This window comes from Actinomadura spongiicola, from assembly GCF_003432485.1.
Classification (GTDB): Bacteria; Actinomycetota; Actinomycetes; order Streptosporangiales; family Streptosporangiaceae; genus Spirillospora; species Spirillospora spongiicola.
Window position 1 is genome coordinate 16,591 of the sequence record NZ_QVNQ01000004.1, and the last position, 14,112, is coordinate 30,702.

12 protein-coding genes are annotated in these 14,112 nt (G+C 72.9%); 6 read left to right on the forward strand and 6 right to left on the reverse strand.

What is annotated here, in order from left to right; all coding sequences use genetic code 11:
* The first annotated feature begins 3 nt into the window (after nt 1–3).
* A complete protein-coding gene (gene thpR, locus D0T12_RS12880; protein ID WP_117399810.1) occupies nt 4–624 on the forward strand; it encodes an RNA 2',3'-cyclic phosphodiesterase in 621 nt (206 codons plus the stop codon).
* Here thpR and D0T12_RS12885 read toward each other — a convergent pair.
* Complete coding sequence (locus D0T12_RS12885; RefSeq protein WP_117399811.1) at nt 564–2,735, reverse strand: hypothetical protein; 2,172 nt, start codon at nt 2,733–2,735, stop codon at nt 564–566. The genes thpR and D0T12_RS12885 overlap by 61 nt on opposite strands.
* A 171-nt stretch (nt 2,736–2,906) precedes the next feature.
* Nucleotides 2,907–3,965, reverse strand: a complete 1,059-nt coding sequence (locus tag D0T12_RS12890) for a hypothetical protein (protein WP_147339489.1) — start codon at nt 3,963–3,965, stop codon at nt 2,907–2,909.
* Nucleotides 3,966–4,178: 213 nt separating this feature from the next.
* On the opposite strand from D0T12_RS12890, the gene D0T12_RS12895 reads away from it, so the two are divergent.
* Nucleotides 4,179–5,114 (forward strand): class II glutamine amidotransferase, encoded by a 936-nt coding sequence (locus D0T12_RS12895; protein WP_158581485.1) that lies wholly within the window; start codon nt 4,179–4,181, stop codon nt 5,112–5,114.
* A gap of 45 nt (nt 5,115–5,159) precedes the next feature.
* On the opposite strand, the gene serC is transcribed toward D0T12_RS12895, so the two are convergent.
* From serC to D0T12_RS12910, 3 genes are all read right to left on the reverse strand, one after another.
* Entirely contained in the window at nt 5,160–6,296 is a 1,137-nt protein-coding gene (serC, locus tag D0T12_RS12900) for a phosphoserine transaminase (RefSeq protein ID WP_117399814.1), read from the reverse strand.
* Nucleotides 6,297–6,306: 10 nt separating this feature from the next.
* Nucleotides 6,307–6,579: a hypothetical protein gene (locus tag D0T12_RS12905; RefSeq protein WP_147339490.1), complete on the reverse strand. Its 273-nt coding sequence runs from the start codon at nt 6,577–6,579 to the stop codon at nt 6,307–6,309.
* Between the two features lie 115 nt (nt 6,580–6,694).
* Nucleotides 6,695–7,807, reverse strand: coding sequence for a citrate synthase 2 (locus tag D0T12_RS12910; RefSeq protein WP_117399816.1), 1,113 nt, complete (start codon nt 7,805–7,807; stop codon nt 6,695–6,697).
* A gap of 128 nt (nt 7,808–7,935) precedes the next feature.
* Between D0T12_RS12910 and pdxH the strand changes: the two genes are divergently transcribed.
* Both pdxH and D0T12_RS12920 read left to right on the forward strand, forming a co-directional pair.
* Nucleotides 7,936–8,631: a pyridoxamine 5'-phosphate oxidase gene (gene pdxH, locus D0T12_RS12915; protein ID WP_117399817.1), complete on the forward strand. Its 696-nt coding sequence runs from the start codon at nt 7,936–7,938 to the stop codon at nt 8,629–8,631.
* Nucleotides 8,628–9,953, forward strand: a complete 1,326-nt coding sequence (locus tag D0T12_RS12920; protein ID WP_233526020.1) for an MFS transporter — start codon at nt 8,628–8,630, stop codon at nt 9,951–9,953. The genes pdxH and D0T12_RS12920 overlap by 4 nt, the downstream gene beginning before the upstream one ends.
* A gap of 3 nt (nt 9,954–9,956) precedes the next feature.
* On the opposite strand, the gene D0T12_RS12925 is transcribed toward D0T12_RS12920, so the two are convergent.
* A complete protein-coding gene (locus D0T12_RS12925) occupies nt 9,957–10,610 on the reverse strand; it encodes a UdgX family uracil-DNA binding protein (RefSeq protein ID WP_117399819.1) in 654 nt (217 codons plus the stop codon).
* 98 nt (nt 10,611–10,708) lie between these two features.
* On the opposite strand from D0T12_RS12925, the gene D0T12_RS12930 reads away from it, so the two are divergent.
* On the forward strand, nt 10,709–11,410 hold the full coding sequence (locus D0T12_RS12930) for a metal-dependent transcriptional regulator (RefSeq protein WP_117399820.1): 702 nt from the start codon (nt 10,709–10,711) through the stop codon (nt 11,408–11,410).
* A 324-nt stretch (nt 11,411–11,734) separates the two neighbouring features.
* The gene (locus D0T12_RS12935) at nt 11,735–14,107 is read left to right on the forward strand and encodes a SpoIIE family protein phosphatase (RefSeq protein ID WP_117399821.1); all 2,373 of its coding nucleotides are present in this window, start codon (nt 11,735–11,737) and stop codon (nt 14,105–14,107) included.
* Nucleotides 14,108–14,112 lie beyond the last annotated feature (5 nt).

Genomic DNA, 14,112 nt, shown 5'->3' on the forward strand with positions numbered 1-14,112 from the left:
CCCATGAGGCTTTTCGTGGCGCTCGTACCGCCACCGGACGTGCTTGACGAGCTTGAGGAGGCCGTCCGCCCGCATCGCGACGCGGTGCCCGGACTGCGATGGGTACGGCGTGAGCTGTTGCACGTCACGTTGACGTTCCTCGGCGAGGTCGACGACCGCACCCTGGCCCGGCTGCTGCCCCGGCTCGAACGCGCCGTCGCCCGGCACGAGCGGATGTCGCTGTCGCTGGCGGGCGCGGGCGCCTTCCCCGGCAGCGGAACGCACGCCCGCGTCCTGTGGACGGGACTGTTCGGCGACCGTCGCGGCATGGCGCGGCTCGCGGCGTCGACCACGGCCGCCGGGCGCCGCGTCGGGACGCTGCCCGACAAGCACCGGGGATTCCGGCCCCACCTGACGTTGGCGCGGTCCAGGAGGCCCGTGGACGTCCGCCCCCTCCTGGAGGCGCTGTCGGCGTTCGCGAGCGCGCCGTGGACGGCCGAGTCGGTCCAGCTGATGCGCAGCCACCTGCCCGGCAAGGAGTACGGCGAGCTGACCTACGAGTCGCTGAAGACGTGGTCGCTGCGTCAGAGCTCGGGCGGCGGCGGCGCGGGACGGTCGTCCGGCGGCCCCCACGGAAGGCCGTAGCGCTCGCAGGCGCGGCGCAGCTCGTCCGCGTCGAGCGGGAAGCCCACCTGCCGCAGGACCCGCCCCGACGGGCTCCACACCACCAGCGGCGGCATCCGCTCGGCCGCCTCGTCGATGCCGACGCCGCCGACGCGGTCGCGGCCGAGGTCCCACTCGACCCGGCCGCGCCGGGTGACGACCGCGAGCCCGGCGGACGACACGCGGAGCTGCGAACGGTTGCGGTCGTACAGCCAGTAGCCGACGAGGCCGACGACCAGCCCGGCGGGCACCGACCAGGACGCCGTGGCGTTGAAACCGCCCAGCTCCGGGCCGAGCCAGACCGCGCCGAGCAGCGCCACGGCCTGGCACAGCAGGACGCTCATGCCGTACGTTCCGGCCCGGGAACGGCGCGGCGCGTCCAGCAGCGCGCCCGGCGCGGTGACGGGGCCGGGCGGCGCGGACGCCTCCAGCGTGAAATCGTGCTCGCCGGGACGGTCCCCACGCCGCGCCGCCGCCTCCTGCTCCGTCCCCTGCCCGGTGTCGGGGCCCGCGTCCTGCCCGGCGGCGCTCTGCGAGGTCACGGACGCGGTCGCCGGTTCCGGGTCGGCGGAGGTGTCGGTGAGCGTCGACACGGCGGAGTGGAACGCGGCGCTGAGATACGCGTCGTACTCGGCGTCGTTGACGGGCAGCCCCGCGCGGCGGGCCGCGTCACGCAGGTCGGTCCGGGAGATCCGCAGCGCCGACAGCGGCGCGGCGAGGAACTCGTCGCCGTCGGTGTCGTACAACCGGACCCAGGCGTGCCCGGCGATGGTCAGCAGCTCGATGCCGCCGATGCGGTCCTCCGGCATGGTGACGACGACGTCGCCCGCCGCGTCCGCCCAGCCGAGCCCGCCCTCCGCGACCACCAGCCGGCCGCCGGGCACCCGGGCGAAGATCTCCGGCAGCCATTCCAGGCCGTAGGAGGCGCGGCGCGGCGGCCGCGTGGCCGGAGTGATCACCCGGTAGCCGTGGTCGTCGAGGGCGTGCGCGAGCTGGAAGCCGTCCAGTCCGTCGGCGGGCAGCCGGGCGACGAGCTCCAGCCGGTGCCCGAACGCCAGCGCGGCCAGTTCGGCGCGGCGCGGCTCGCCGCTCACCGGGTCGAGCCGCAGCCCGGGACCGACGACGACCGCGGCGACGTCCCCGGCCCGCAGGTCCTGCGCCTCGCGGCGGCGGCCGGGACGGACCCGCACCAGCAGCCGCTCCGCCGTGATCGTCCAGCGGACCTGCGCGGCCCGCAGCAGGCGGCGGCGCGCGGCCAGCACCCCGAAGATCGCGGCGAGCGCCCAGCAGCCCGCGGCGAGCCGGGCGCCGAACTCGCCGGTGCCGTCCGCCGCGATCTTGGCGATCATGATCGCGCCGAGCAGGGCGGTCAGCGCGCCGAGCAGCACGATCCGGCGGCGGCTCGGCAGCGGCTCCGGCGTGTCCAGCCGCTGCGCGCCGCCCGCCCGGCCGCGGGCGCCGCCGCCCGCGGCGCGCACGGTGTCCGTCGAGGGCGGCTCGTGCGCCGCGGCGAGCAGGGCCGCCTCCTGGTCGAGCAGCCGCTTCTCCGTCGCGTGGTCGCGGGGCAGCGCGCTGCCCGCCGGGTCGCCGTCGTCAAGCCCCGGGACGCGCAGCGCGTCGTCCAACGCCGGATCGAGCAGGTCGGTCGCCTCGCCGTCAAGGATGTGCATGGGGATGCCGAGCCGCCGGGCCGTGACGAACACGGCGAGCGGCTCCAGCCCCATCGAGGTCATCCCGCCGACCGCGGTGCGTCCGAACCGGTGGAACACCGTGAGGACCCCGTCGCCGGTGGTCAGGGCCAAAGCGTCGATCCGCGACCGCTCGTAGGAGACCATGCTCAGCCCGCCCGGGCCGATCCGCTCCAGACCGTCGGCGGACAGCCGCCAGTACGGGCGGGGACGCCGCCGCCGCGCGTCCGGGGCGGCGCCGAGCAGCCACGGAATCGCGCCGACGACACCGATCAGCGCGGCCCACAGCCATACCGGGCGGATCGGCAACAGCGCCAACACCACCGCGAGCAGGGCGAAAGGGCCGACGGCTACAGGGCGCCACCGGCCGCCGGGTCCCGCCAGGCCCACCAGCTCATGCTCCACAGTCCGCATCCTCACACGGGTCCCCGCGGGCCCGTCTCCCCCTTCCAGGATCCCGTCGCCGTCCGGAACCGACTTCCATCGTGCCGGTCAGGTCGGCCTTGCCTCGCGGCGCCCCACCGGTTCCCGCTCCCGTACGCGCTCCCGTTCGCGCCGTGGCCCGTCATCGGCCCGTCATCGGCCCCTCGACGAGCCGCCGCGCCTGCGCAGCAGCCCGTAGCCGACGGCGGCGGCGATCGCGACCGCGAGGAACAGGCCCATCCTGGTGCCGCCGGTGTCCCGGTCGCTCTGTTCGATGTCGGCGGACGTCCCCGAGTTCTTCGGACCGTTCCGCCCGGACGGGGACGGCGACGGCCGCGCCTCGTCCGGCAGCGGCACCCGGTAGACCGGCGAGTTCGTCCCCTCGGACCCCGCCAGCAGCGCGATGCCGTCCGCCGTGTACGTCACCGACTCGCCCTGCGGCTGGAACGGCAGGTCGATCGACTTCAGGGCCTTGCCGGGCCTGCCGTCCGCGTCCACCGCGTACAGGCGCGCGCCGAAGTAGGTCCGGATGACGCAGGTGCGCCCGTCGGGGGAGAACGCGCCGTCGGTGGCCATGGCGGGCGCGTCGCCGACCTTCCGCATCACGTTGTGACCGCTGGTCCGCAACCGTGCCGGGCCCTCGTAGAGCTTGCCGCCGAACACCTTGCTGGCGATGTAGACGCGGTTCGTCTTCGGATTGATCATGAAGGTCTCGGCGTTCCGTGGCCCGTCCGCGTACTTGATCTTGAAGGTGGTGGCGCGGAGGGTCTGGCTGCGGAGCCTGGCCGGCTCCGGAATCCGGTACAGGGTCACATGGGGCCACGCGCCGCCGAGGTTGTCGCCGATGTCCGCCACGAAGATCGCGGGACGGCCGCGCCCGTCCCGGCCGAGCGCGATGCCCTCCCAGTCGCGGGCGCCCGCGCCGCCGACCGTCAGCACGGCCCGGATCCGTCCGCCCTGGTCGAGCGCGTAGACCTTCGGGACGCCGCCGGAGTCGTTGTGCGTGTAGACGACGCCGGGATGCCGGGTGCTGGCCGCCAGGCCGCTGGACTCGGTGATCCGCGGGTCGTCGATCGTGAACGCCACCTTGTCGTCCCGGGCGGCGCCCCCGGCCGTCGCGACGGCGGGGCCGCCGAGGCACACCGAGCCGCCGACGAGGCCGCCGGTGAGAACGAGCGCGGTGACGGACCGGACGGCCCCCCTGCCGGACATCCCGTGATCATCCCCGTTCCGCACCCCGTCGATCACCCGTCCTCAGTTCAGCAGCGCGCCGAGCACCGCGGCAAGGACGAGCGCGGTCAACACGGTGGGAAGCAGCCAGCGGGGCGCGCGGTTCACCCTCTGAGCTTATTCGGCGCCGTGAGCGGGTCGAACCGCACGCCCCCCGCGTGCATCTCACCCAACATGTGCGGACTGTTCGGGGTGGTGCGTTCACCGTTCGCCGACGACCCGGGGAGGGCGTCGGACGTCTTCGTCGCGCTGGGCGCGCTCGCGGAGGAACGCGGGACGGACTCGGCGGGGCTGGCGCTCCTCGGCGGGTGGCCCGGCCTGGCCGGGCGACCGGGCGGCGAGCGGCCCGAGCCGGGCGGGGGCTGCCGCGTCGTGAAGGGACGCGGCCGCTTCTCGGGGGTCTGGCGGTCGGAGTTCCTGCCCGAGCTCGACCGCGCGCCGGTCGTCCTCGGGCACACCCGCTGGGCCACGCAGGGATCGACGGCCGAGCCGAACAACGCCGGCCCGCTCGTCGTCGCGGGGGCGGACGGCCCCTCGACGACCGGCGGGGCGATCGTCGTCGCCGCCCACAACGGCGACATCGACGCGGCCGGGCTGCGGTCGCGTTTCCCGCTGCCGCCCGCCGCCGGAACGACCGACAGCGAACCGATCTTCCAGGCCCTCGCGGGCTGCGAGGGCCCGTCCGACGTGACCGGGGTCCTGGAGGCCCTGGTCGGACGGGCCGCGCTCGTCTGGGTCGACCGCGACCGCCCGACCGAGGTGCACCTGGCCCGCGCCGCGCTCAGCCCGCTGACCGTGGCCGTGGACACCGACCAGAACATCTACTGGGCGTCCAACCCGCGCTGGTTCCGGGAGGTGCAGGAGCACACGCGGGTCACGTTCGTCACCGTCGTCATGCTCCGTGAGGGCACCTACCTGAAGGTCGGCATGGAGCACCGTCCCGGCCGCCGCGACGTGCCCGACGTGCTCGCGACGGCCACGTTCCTCCCGACGGCCAGGGACACCGACATGGACGACCGCGTCTGGACGGGCTTCACCGCCGACGACGAGGAATGCGACCGCGCGGGCCTGCTCCACCGCGTCGTGAACCGTCCGGGCGGCCCGGACGGTTCCGTCCTCTCGGTCGCCTGACCGGTCACAGGCGCTCTGGTTGAAGGCGCTCTGGAAGGCGCTCGGTTACAGGCGCTCGACGACGTGGTCGACGCAGGCGGTGAGGGCCTCGACGTCGTCCGGGTCGATCGCCGGGAACATGCCGATGCGGAGCTGGTTGCGGCCGAGCTTGCGGTACGGCTCGGTGTCGACGATCCCGTTGGCCCGCAGCGTCTTCGCGACGGCCGCCGCGTCCACGTCGTCGTTGAAGTCGATCGTCCCGACGACCTGCGAACGCTGCGCCGGGTCGACGACGAACGGCGTCGTGTACGAGGTCTTCTCCGCCCACGTGTAGAGCCGCTGGGACGAGTCGGCCGTGCGCGCCGTCGTCCACGCGAGCCCGCCCCGCGAGTTCATCCACTCGATCTGCTCGGCGAACAGCAGCAGCGTCGCCACGGCGGGGGTGTTGTACGTCTGGTCCTTGGCGGAGTTGTCGACCGCCGTCTTCAGGTTGAGGAACTCGGGGACGTACCGGTCGGAATTGGCGATCTCGTCGATCCGCTCCAGCGCCGCCGGGGACGCCAGCGCCACCCAGAGACCGCCGTCGGCCGCGAAGCACTTCTGCGGCGCGAAGTAGTACACGTCCGTCTCGGACACGTCCACGGGCAGGCCGCCCGCGCCCGAGGTGGCGTCCACCAGCACGAGCCCCTCGCGGGCCGTGGTGCCCGCCGGGCGCGCGATCCGCATCGCGACGCCGGTCGAGGTCTCGTTGTGGGTGAGGGCGTAGACGTCGACGTCCTCCTCGGCCGACGCCTCCGGGTGCGTCCCGGGCGGGCCGGTGATGACCGTCGGCTCCCCGAGCCACGGCGCGGTGGTGGTGACCTTGGCGAACTTGCTGGAGAACTCGCCGAACGTCAGGTGCTGCGACCGCTGCCGGACGAGCCCGAACGCGGCCGCGTCCCAGAACGCGGTGGTACCGCCGTTGCCGAGCACGACCTCGTACCCGTCGGGCAGCGAGAACAACTGCGACAGGCCCTCCCGGACACGTCCGACCAGGGACTTCACCGGCTTCTGCCGGTGCGAGGTGCCCATGTAGGTGGAGCCGGACTCCGCGAGCGCCGCCAGTTGCTCGGGACGGACCTTCGACGGGCCGCACCCGAAGCGGCCGTCCGCGGGCCTGATGTCGGCGGGAATGTCAATGGTGGGGTTCGCGCTTTCGGTCACTCACGAAAGGCTACTTGACCCGCCGTATGGCCCAGGTCAGCAGGGTCACAAGTGCGACCGCGCAGACGGCGCCGACCACCGTGGGCGGGTAGATCCAGTCGTCGCCCCGCGCGTGGGCCCGCACGGCCGTGTGCGCGGAGTCGTAGGTCAGGAACGCCAGGAACGCGGCGGAGGCCACGGCGGCGACCCGTCCCGACGCGGCGTTGGCACGGCGGCGCCGCGTCTCGCGCTCCGCCTCGTGCCGTCTGAGCTCTTCGAGAGCCTCGTCGCGGTCCTGGCTCACGCCGCCCATCATGCCAAGGGCGGGCGGGTGTCCGGCGCCGAACCAGGCCCCCGGCCGGACCCGGGGGCCGATACGTCTGTTCGGGGGATGGGGGTGCAGGGGGACGTGCGGCCGATCAGCCGGCCTGCGGCTTGACGACCTTCGCGGCCCCGGGGACGTCGTTGATGGAGCGGCTTCCCGGGCCGGTGTACCTGGCGCTCGGGCGGACGAGCCGTCCCGTGCGCTTCTGCTCCATGATGTGCGCGGCCCACCCGGCGGTGCGGCCGCAGGTGAACAGGGCGGGCATCATCGCGGTCGGGACCTCGGCGAAGTCGAGGACGACCGCCGCCCAGAACTCCACGTTCGTCTCGATCGGACGGTCGGGACGGCGTTCGCGCAGCACCGACAGGGCGGCGTCCTCCAGGGCCTTCGCGGCCTCGAAGCGCGGCGCGCCCAGTTCCTTGGCGGTGCGGCGCAGGACGCGGGCGCGCGGGTCCTCGGCGCGGTACACGCGGTGCCCGAAGCCCATCAGCCGTTCGCCGGAGTCGAGGATGTCGGTGACGACCTTGCGGGCGTCGCCGAGCTGCTCCACCCGCTCGATCATCGGCAGCACGCGGGCGGGCGCGCCGCCGTGCAGCGGCCCCGACATGGCGCCGATCGCGCCGGAGATGGCGGCGGCCACGTCCGCGCCGGTGGACGCGATCACGCGGGCGGTGAAGGTGGAGGCGTTCAGGCCGTGCTCGGCGGCCGACACCCAGTACGCGTCGATGGCCCGGACGTGCTTCGGATCGGGCTCGCCACGCCACCGGACCATGAACCGCTCGGTGATCGTCGTCGCCGCGTCGATCTTGTCCTGCGGGACCATCGGGACGCCGATGCCGCGCGCCGACTGCGCCACGAACGACAGGGCCGTCACCGACACCCGGGCGAGGTCGGCGCGGGCCTCCTCGTCGGAGATGTCGAGCAGCGGCCGCATCCCGTACGCGGGGGCGAGGGTGGGGATCGCGCTCTGCACGTCCACCCGGACGTCACCGGAGGTGACCGGCAGGATGTGCGGCTCGGCGGGGGTGAGGCCCGGGTCGAAGCTGTCGTCGACGAGGAGTCCCCAGGCGTCCCCGAAGGAGACGCTGCCGACGAGTTCCTCGATGTCGACTCCCCGGTAGCGGAGGGCGCCGCCCTCCTTGTCCGGTTCGGCGATCTCGGTCTCGAAGGCCACGACCCCCTCGAGCCCGGGTTTGAAGTCGGACATGTTTCGTCCTGCCTTTCGTCTCCAGGAGTGATAAGGCGGTGCCGTGCCATTGAACCCTGTCGGCTTTACCGTCCAGTACCCAGGGTGCGTGCGAGTTGCACAACGGCCAGGTGAGAGGCTCAGACGCTGTGGATTCCCCAAAGCCCGACCCCGCGCGGCTTCGCAGTTCCTACGAGGGAGGCGAACTGTCGGAACGGTCCCTCCCGCCCGACCCGTTCGCGCTGTTCGCCGCGTGGTTCGCCGACGTGCACGCGTACGGGCTGCCGGAGCCGAACGCGATGGTGCTCGCCACGGCGTCCGCCGACGGGGTCCCGAGCGCCCGGACGGTCCTGTTGAAGGGGTACGGGCCCCGAGGGTTCCGCTTCTTCACGAACCTGACGTCCCGTAAGGGCCGTGAACTCGCGGAGAACCCGCGGGCGGCGCTGGTGTTCCCCTGGCACGCGATACACCGGCAGGTCCGGGTCGCCGGGCCGGTGGTCGAGCTGACACGGGACGAGGTCGCCGCCTATTTCCAGACGCGGCCGCACGGGTCGCGGATCGGCGCGTGGGCCAGCGAACGGCAGTCGGGCGTCATCCCCGGGCGGGACGTCCTGGAGCGGCGATTCGCCGAACTGGCCGAACGCTGGCCCGAGGAATCCCCGGACGCGGCGGCGCCGCTGGAGGGCGCCGTCCCGCTGCCGGACTTCTGGGGCGGCTACCGCCTGGTCCCCGAGTCGGTCGAGTTCTGGCAGGGCCGCCGCGACCGCCTCCACGACCGGATCAGGTACCGGCTGGTGACCCGGACGAACACGGAGGAATGGGTGGTGGAGAGACTGTCTCCGTGACGGAGGAACAGCAGTCAACCCCCCAGTACGGTACTGACACCCCCAGGGAGCGGCGCGGCGGGCTGCGGCGGCTGGCGATCGACACCCGGCCGCTGGCGCACCCGGCGTACCGGCGGCTGTGGGTCGGGCAGGGCGTGTCGTTCATCGGATACCAGGTCACCGCCGTCGCCGTGCCCGTCCAGGTGTACGAGATGACCGGGTCGTCGTTCTGGGTGGGCGCGCTCGGCGTGGCCGGCCTCGTCCCGCTGATCGTGTTCGGGCTGTGGGGCGGTGCGATCGCCGACCACATGGACCGGCGCAGGCTGCTGCTCATCGCGTCCTGCGTCTCGTGGGCCGCGACCCTGCTGCTGTTCGTCCAGGCGTCGCTCGGCATCGAGAACCTCGGCCTGATCATGGCGGTGGTGGCGATCCAGTCCATCGGGTTCGCGGTGTCCTCGCCCGCCCGCAGCGCGATCATCCCGCGGCTGATCGACGCGCCGCTCGTGCCGGCGGCCAACACCCTCAACTTCACCGTGCTCCAGGGCGCCGCGCTGGCCGGTCCACTGTTCGCGGGCGTGATCCTCGTCCGCTGGGGTTACGGCGCGGCGTACGCGCTGGACGCCGTCCTGTTCACGGTCGCGCTGTACGCGGCGGCGCGCCTGCCCGCGATGCCGCCGCTCCACGACGTCGTCGGGGCCCCGGGCATGCGGTCGGTGCTCCTCGGCCTGCGCTACCTGGTGAGGCAACCGGTCCTGCTGATGTCGTTCGTCGTGGACGTCATCGCGATGGGGGTCGCGTTGCCCCGCGCGCTGTTCCCCGAGGTGGCCGACACCCGGTTCGGCGGCGAGGACGCGGTCGCGTACCTTTTCGCCGCCATCGCCGTCGGCGCGTTCCTCGGCGGGCTGTCGTCCGGCTGGATCGGGCGCGTGCACCGCCAGGGGATCGCGCTGGTCGTGTCCATCGCGATCTGGGGTCTCGCGGTGGCGGCGTCCGGGCTGACCGGTCACCTGTGGCTCGCGGTGGCGCTGCTCGCCGTCGGCGGCGCGGCCGACCTGGTGTCGTCGGTGTTCCGCCAGTCGATGCTTCTGACGTACGCGCCGGACGAGATGCGCGGCCGCCTCCAGGGCGTCTTCACCGTCGTCGTCGCGGGCGGACCGCGGCTGGGGGACGTCCGGGCCGGTGCGACCGCGAGCGTCACCGGCGTCACCGCGTCCTGGGTGGGCGGCGGCCTGGCCTGCGCGGTTCTGGTCGTGCTGGTCGGGTTCGCCGTCCCCGCGCTGTTGCGCTACGACACACGCACCGCCGAAACGGTGTCGGCCGAAACGGTCCGGATGACGAAGTGAGGCCTACCGGAGGGCCGAGGCGACGACCTTGAGGTCGTCGAGGAAACCGGCGTAGACGGCGTCCCGGTCCTCGGCCCGCAGCACGGCGGACGGGTGGATCGTCGCGACGACCCGTGCGTCGGGCGTCTCCTCATCCGGGAGGGAGAGCAGCCGCCCGCGTTCCTTGGTCACGCGGAAGGAGGGCCCGAGCAGTGCCTTGCCCGCCGTGGCGCCCAGCGTCACCACGACGTCCGGGTCGACCGCCCGCAACTCGGCCAGCAGCCAGGGACGGCACGCGCGGATCTCGCCCGCGCTCGGCGGCTCGTGGATGCGCCGCTTCCCGCCCTCCCGCCGCTTGAACTTGAAGTGCTTGACGGCGTTGGTGACGTACACGTCGCCGCGCTCGATGCCCGCCTCCTCCAGCGCCCGGTCGAGGATTCGCCCTGCCGGGCCGACGAACGGGTGGCCCTTGCGGTCCTCCTGGTCGCCGGGCTGCTCGCCGACGAACATGACCCGCCCGGCCGGGGAGCCCTCGCCGAAGACGGTCTGGGTGGCGTTCTCGTACAGGCCGCAGCCTCGGCACCCGGACGCCGCGCTGCGCAGTTCGTCCAGATCTGACCGCTTCTCGGGGGTCTCAGGTAGAAAAGGCGCCGCGGATCGGGAAGTTTTCGCGCTCATCGTTCGTTGTCCCTACCCGGCTTCAGGGGGATATTCGCCGGGCCCGGCGACGCGAGGTCCGAGCAAGTAGACTCCTGCTCATAAGAGTGGAGGGAGCTGTGACCTCACACGGCCTGATCGATACCACGGAGATGTACCTCCGGACGGTTTTCGAGCTTGAAGAGGAGGGGATCGTTCCCCTCCGTGCGCGCATCGCGGAGCGGCTCTCCCAGAGCGGCCCGACGGTGAGCCAGACGGTCGCGCGGATGGAGCGCGACGGTCTCCTACGGGTCGAGGGCGATCGGCATCTGGAATTGACCGAGAACGGTCGCGGGCTGGCCACGCGCGTCATGCGCAAGCACAGGCTCGCCGAGTGTCTCCTGGTCAACGTGATCGGGCTGCCCTGGGAAGACGTCCACATCGAGGCGTGCCGGTGGGAGCACGTCATGTCCGAGGACGTGGAACGCCGTCTCGTCGCGCTGCTGGACAATCCGACCACCTGCCCGCACGGAAACCCGATTCCCGGCCTCGACGAGCTGGGCGGACACGGCGCCTACGCCGACTCGGGCCCGCTGTCGGTGATGACCGTCGTGGCCACCCCCGGTGGCGCGGGAGCGGTGATCCGACGGATCAGCGAGCAGGTGCAGAGCGACAGCGACCTGATGCTTAGACTCAAGCAAATAGGGATACAACCGGGACGAGAGGTGACGCTTCGGGCGACCGATGACGGGGTGCAGGTGATCAGTGACGACGATGCCGACAGTCCCGCGACGGAACTGCCGCGCGACATCGCCGAACACGTTTTCGTCAGCAGGCGCTGACTCGATCGGCGTGCGTGCTACGGGGGTGCGTACGGGTCCGGGTGCCTTTGCCCGGGATGCCCATGCACGGGGACTCTTCGTCCGGGCTGCCTGCGTGCGGGGTGACGTACGGGGTGGGGTCTCGACGGTCTATACCGAAGATCTCCATAGTGGCGGGCCGTTCGAGCGTATCCCCGTGACGTGTTCGTCGTTCAATACGACGGGAGAGGTACGCGCGGCATCCGTGCCGCGACGCCGGGTGACCGCCGGTCCGGGCGGCGGTGGGTGGCCGCGCCGGGACACCGTGGTCGCCGGGCGGCCGGGTCAGGGTATCGGGATGGGGACATGAGCCATTGGGGGGAAGCGCCCGACGAGGCGCATCTGCCACCCGAGACCGTCCTCAACCAGATGGAGATGGCGGTCATCGTCTGCGACCGCTTCAGCAACGTCATCTACGGCAACGCCTTCGCCCGCCAGCTCTTCGGATTCGGCGGCGACGAGATCATCGGCCACTCCATCCTCTCCCTCGGCATCGCCGAGGAGGACCACGAGCAGGCCACCGAACTGGCCCGGCACGTCCTCAAGGGCGGCGTGTGGGAGGGCACGTTCTGCAACCTGCGCGTGGACGGCACCACCGTCTACACCCGGGCCCACGCCGTGCCGCTGCGCCACCCGTCCGGCGCGGTCGACGGCGTCGTCATCTTCGCCCGCGAGGCGCTCCGCTCCAACCAGCGCGAACAGGACCGCTACGGCCTGATGGAGCGCATCGGGGAGCGGCTCGCCGGGTCCCTGGAGCTGGAGAGCACACTGCGCCGCGTGGCCGACACGCTCGTCCCGCAGTTCGCCGACCACTGCTTCATCGACCTGTACAGCGGCGACCGGCTCTACCGGCGGGTGTCGCGGCACGCGGGCGGCTGGGAGCCGCCGCCCGGCACCTGGGCCGAGGTCGGCGAGCCCGTGTCCTACCCGTCCGGGCATCCCAGCGAGAAGGCGATGAGCCGCCGCGACGCCGTCCTCGTCGAGGACATGATCCAGCACCGGTTCGCCGCGCCGAACGAGTCGACCCAGCGGCTCGGCGACTCCATGGGCGTCACCTCGGTGATCTCCGCGCCGCTGCTGGTGCGCGGGGAGCTGCTCGGCGTGATGAGCCTCGCCCTGTCGAACCTGTCCAAGCGGCCCGACCCGCACTACGACGGCTTCGACCGCGACCTGCTCGGCGCCATCGCCAGCCGCGTCGCGCTCGCCGTCGACAACGCGCTGCTGTTCGAGGAGGAGCGCGACACCGCGCTCGCCTTCCAGAAGCATCTGCTGCCCGGTGACCGGCCGCCCCGCCTGGACGGCCTCCAGATCGCGTGGCGGTACGAGCCGGCCCGCCCGCTGGAGTCGCACGGGCACGGCATCCAGACCCAGGTCGGCGGCGACTGGTACGACGTGATCCCGCTGTCGGCGGGCCGCGTCGGGCTCGTCATCGGCGACGTCGAGGGCCGCGGCGCCCGCGCCGCCGCCGTGATGGGCCAGCTCCGCGCCGCGCTGCGTGCCTTCGCGCAGGACGACAAACCACCCGCCGACATCCTGCGCAAGCTGGACGAGTGGGTGCGCACGATGACGCGGCCGGAGCGGATGCGGTCCGGCTGGAACAGCGACGACCTCGTCCGTCCGCCGCTGGTGTCCTGCACCTACTTCGTGTACGACGCCTGGTCGCGGGTGCTGGAGTTCGCCAACGCCGGGCACGACCCGCCGCTGCTGGTCGTCGACGGTCAGGTCGACGAGCTGCCGTTCGAGAGCGAGGGCGGCATGCTCGGCCTGCGCGCCCCCGGGCTCGGCGGCGAGATCCTCTTCAACGAGGAGTCGACGGAGCTGAAGCCCGGCTCCACCCTCGTCCTGTACACCGACGGGCTCATCGACCGCAGGCCCAAGGACGACGGCGACCACTACACCCGCGAGGAGTCCCGGGAACTGGTCCGCTCGGCCGTCGCGAAGGCCGCCCGCGGCGGTGTCGAGGCGATCGCGAACGCCGCCTACGAGGCGGTGCCCGGCGACATCGACGACGATGTCGCGATCGTCGTGATCCGCACCGCCGGGGACGAGCTCGCCGTCGAGGAACGCACCTTCACCGCCGAGCCGATCATGGTGTCGGAGGCGCGGCGGATGGCCGCCGACGCGTTCGCGTCCTGGGGGATGCTGGACGAGCAGTCCGAACTCGCGTGCCTGCTGGTCTCCGAGGTCGTCACCAACGTCGTTCTGCACGCGACGGCCACGCCCGCGCCGCGCCACGAGATGGTCGTCCCGGTCGCCGCCGGGTCGCCAGGCCGCGGCGGGGAGCCGCTGAGCGCGCCGCCGCCCGTCCAGTTCAACACCGACTTCGGCAACGGGCTCGACGCCGCCCCCTTCGACCGCGGTTCGTTCGGTTCCGACTCGTTCGACGGCGGGACGTTCGATGGCGGCGCCTTCGACGAGGACGACTGGAACCTCGGCGCCGAACTCGGCCGCCGCGAGCCGCCGACCAAGGAGTTCCGGCTCCGGCTCCGCCGCGGCGCCGACGCGATCTGGGTCGAGGTGTTCGACTCCGACATGCGGCTGCCGCGCATCCGCAGCGCCGGGGAGACCGACGAGGGCGGGCGCGGCCTGTACCTCGTCGACCAGCTCGCGAGCCGCTGGGGCGCCCGGCCCACGTCCGACGGCAAGGCCGTCTGGTTCGAGCTTCCGCTGGCGCCCTGACCCGC

What these genes read in the sequence shown, in the direction of transcription:
- thpR (WP_117399810.1), top strand. Translation starts at nt 4, where the DNA reads ATGAGGCTTTTCGTGGCGCTCGTACCGCCACCGGACGTGCTTGACGAG.
- D0T12_RS12890 (WP_147339489.1), bottom strand. Translation starts at nt 3,965, where the DNA reads ATGTCCGGCAGGGGGGCCGTCCGGTCCGTCACCGCGCTCGTTCTCACC.
- D0T12_RS12910 (WP_117399816.1), bottom strand. Translation starts at nt 7,807, where the DNA reads ATGTCCGACTTCAAACCCGGGCTCGAGGGGGTCGTGGCCTTCGAGACC.
- D0T12_RS12925 (WP_117399819.1), bottom strand. Translation starts at nt 10,610, where the DNA reads ATGAGCGCGAAAACTTCCCGATCCGCGGCGCCTTTTCTACCTGAGACC.
- D0T12_RS12935 (WP_117399821.1), top strand. Translation starts at nt 11,735, where the DNA reads ATGAGCCATTGGGGGGAAGCGCCCGACGAGGCGCATCTGCCACCCGAG.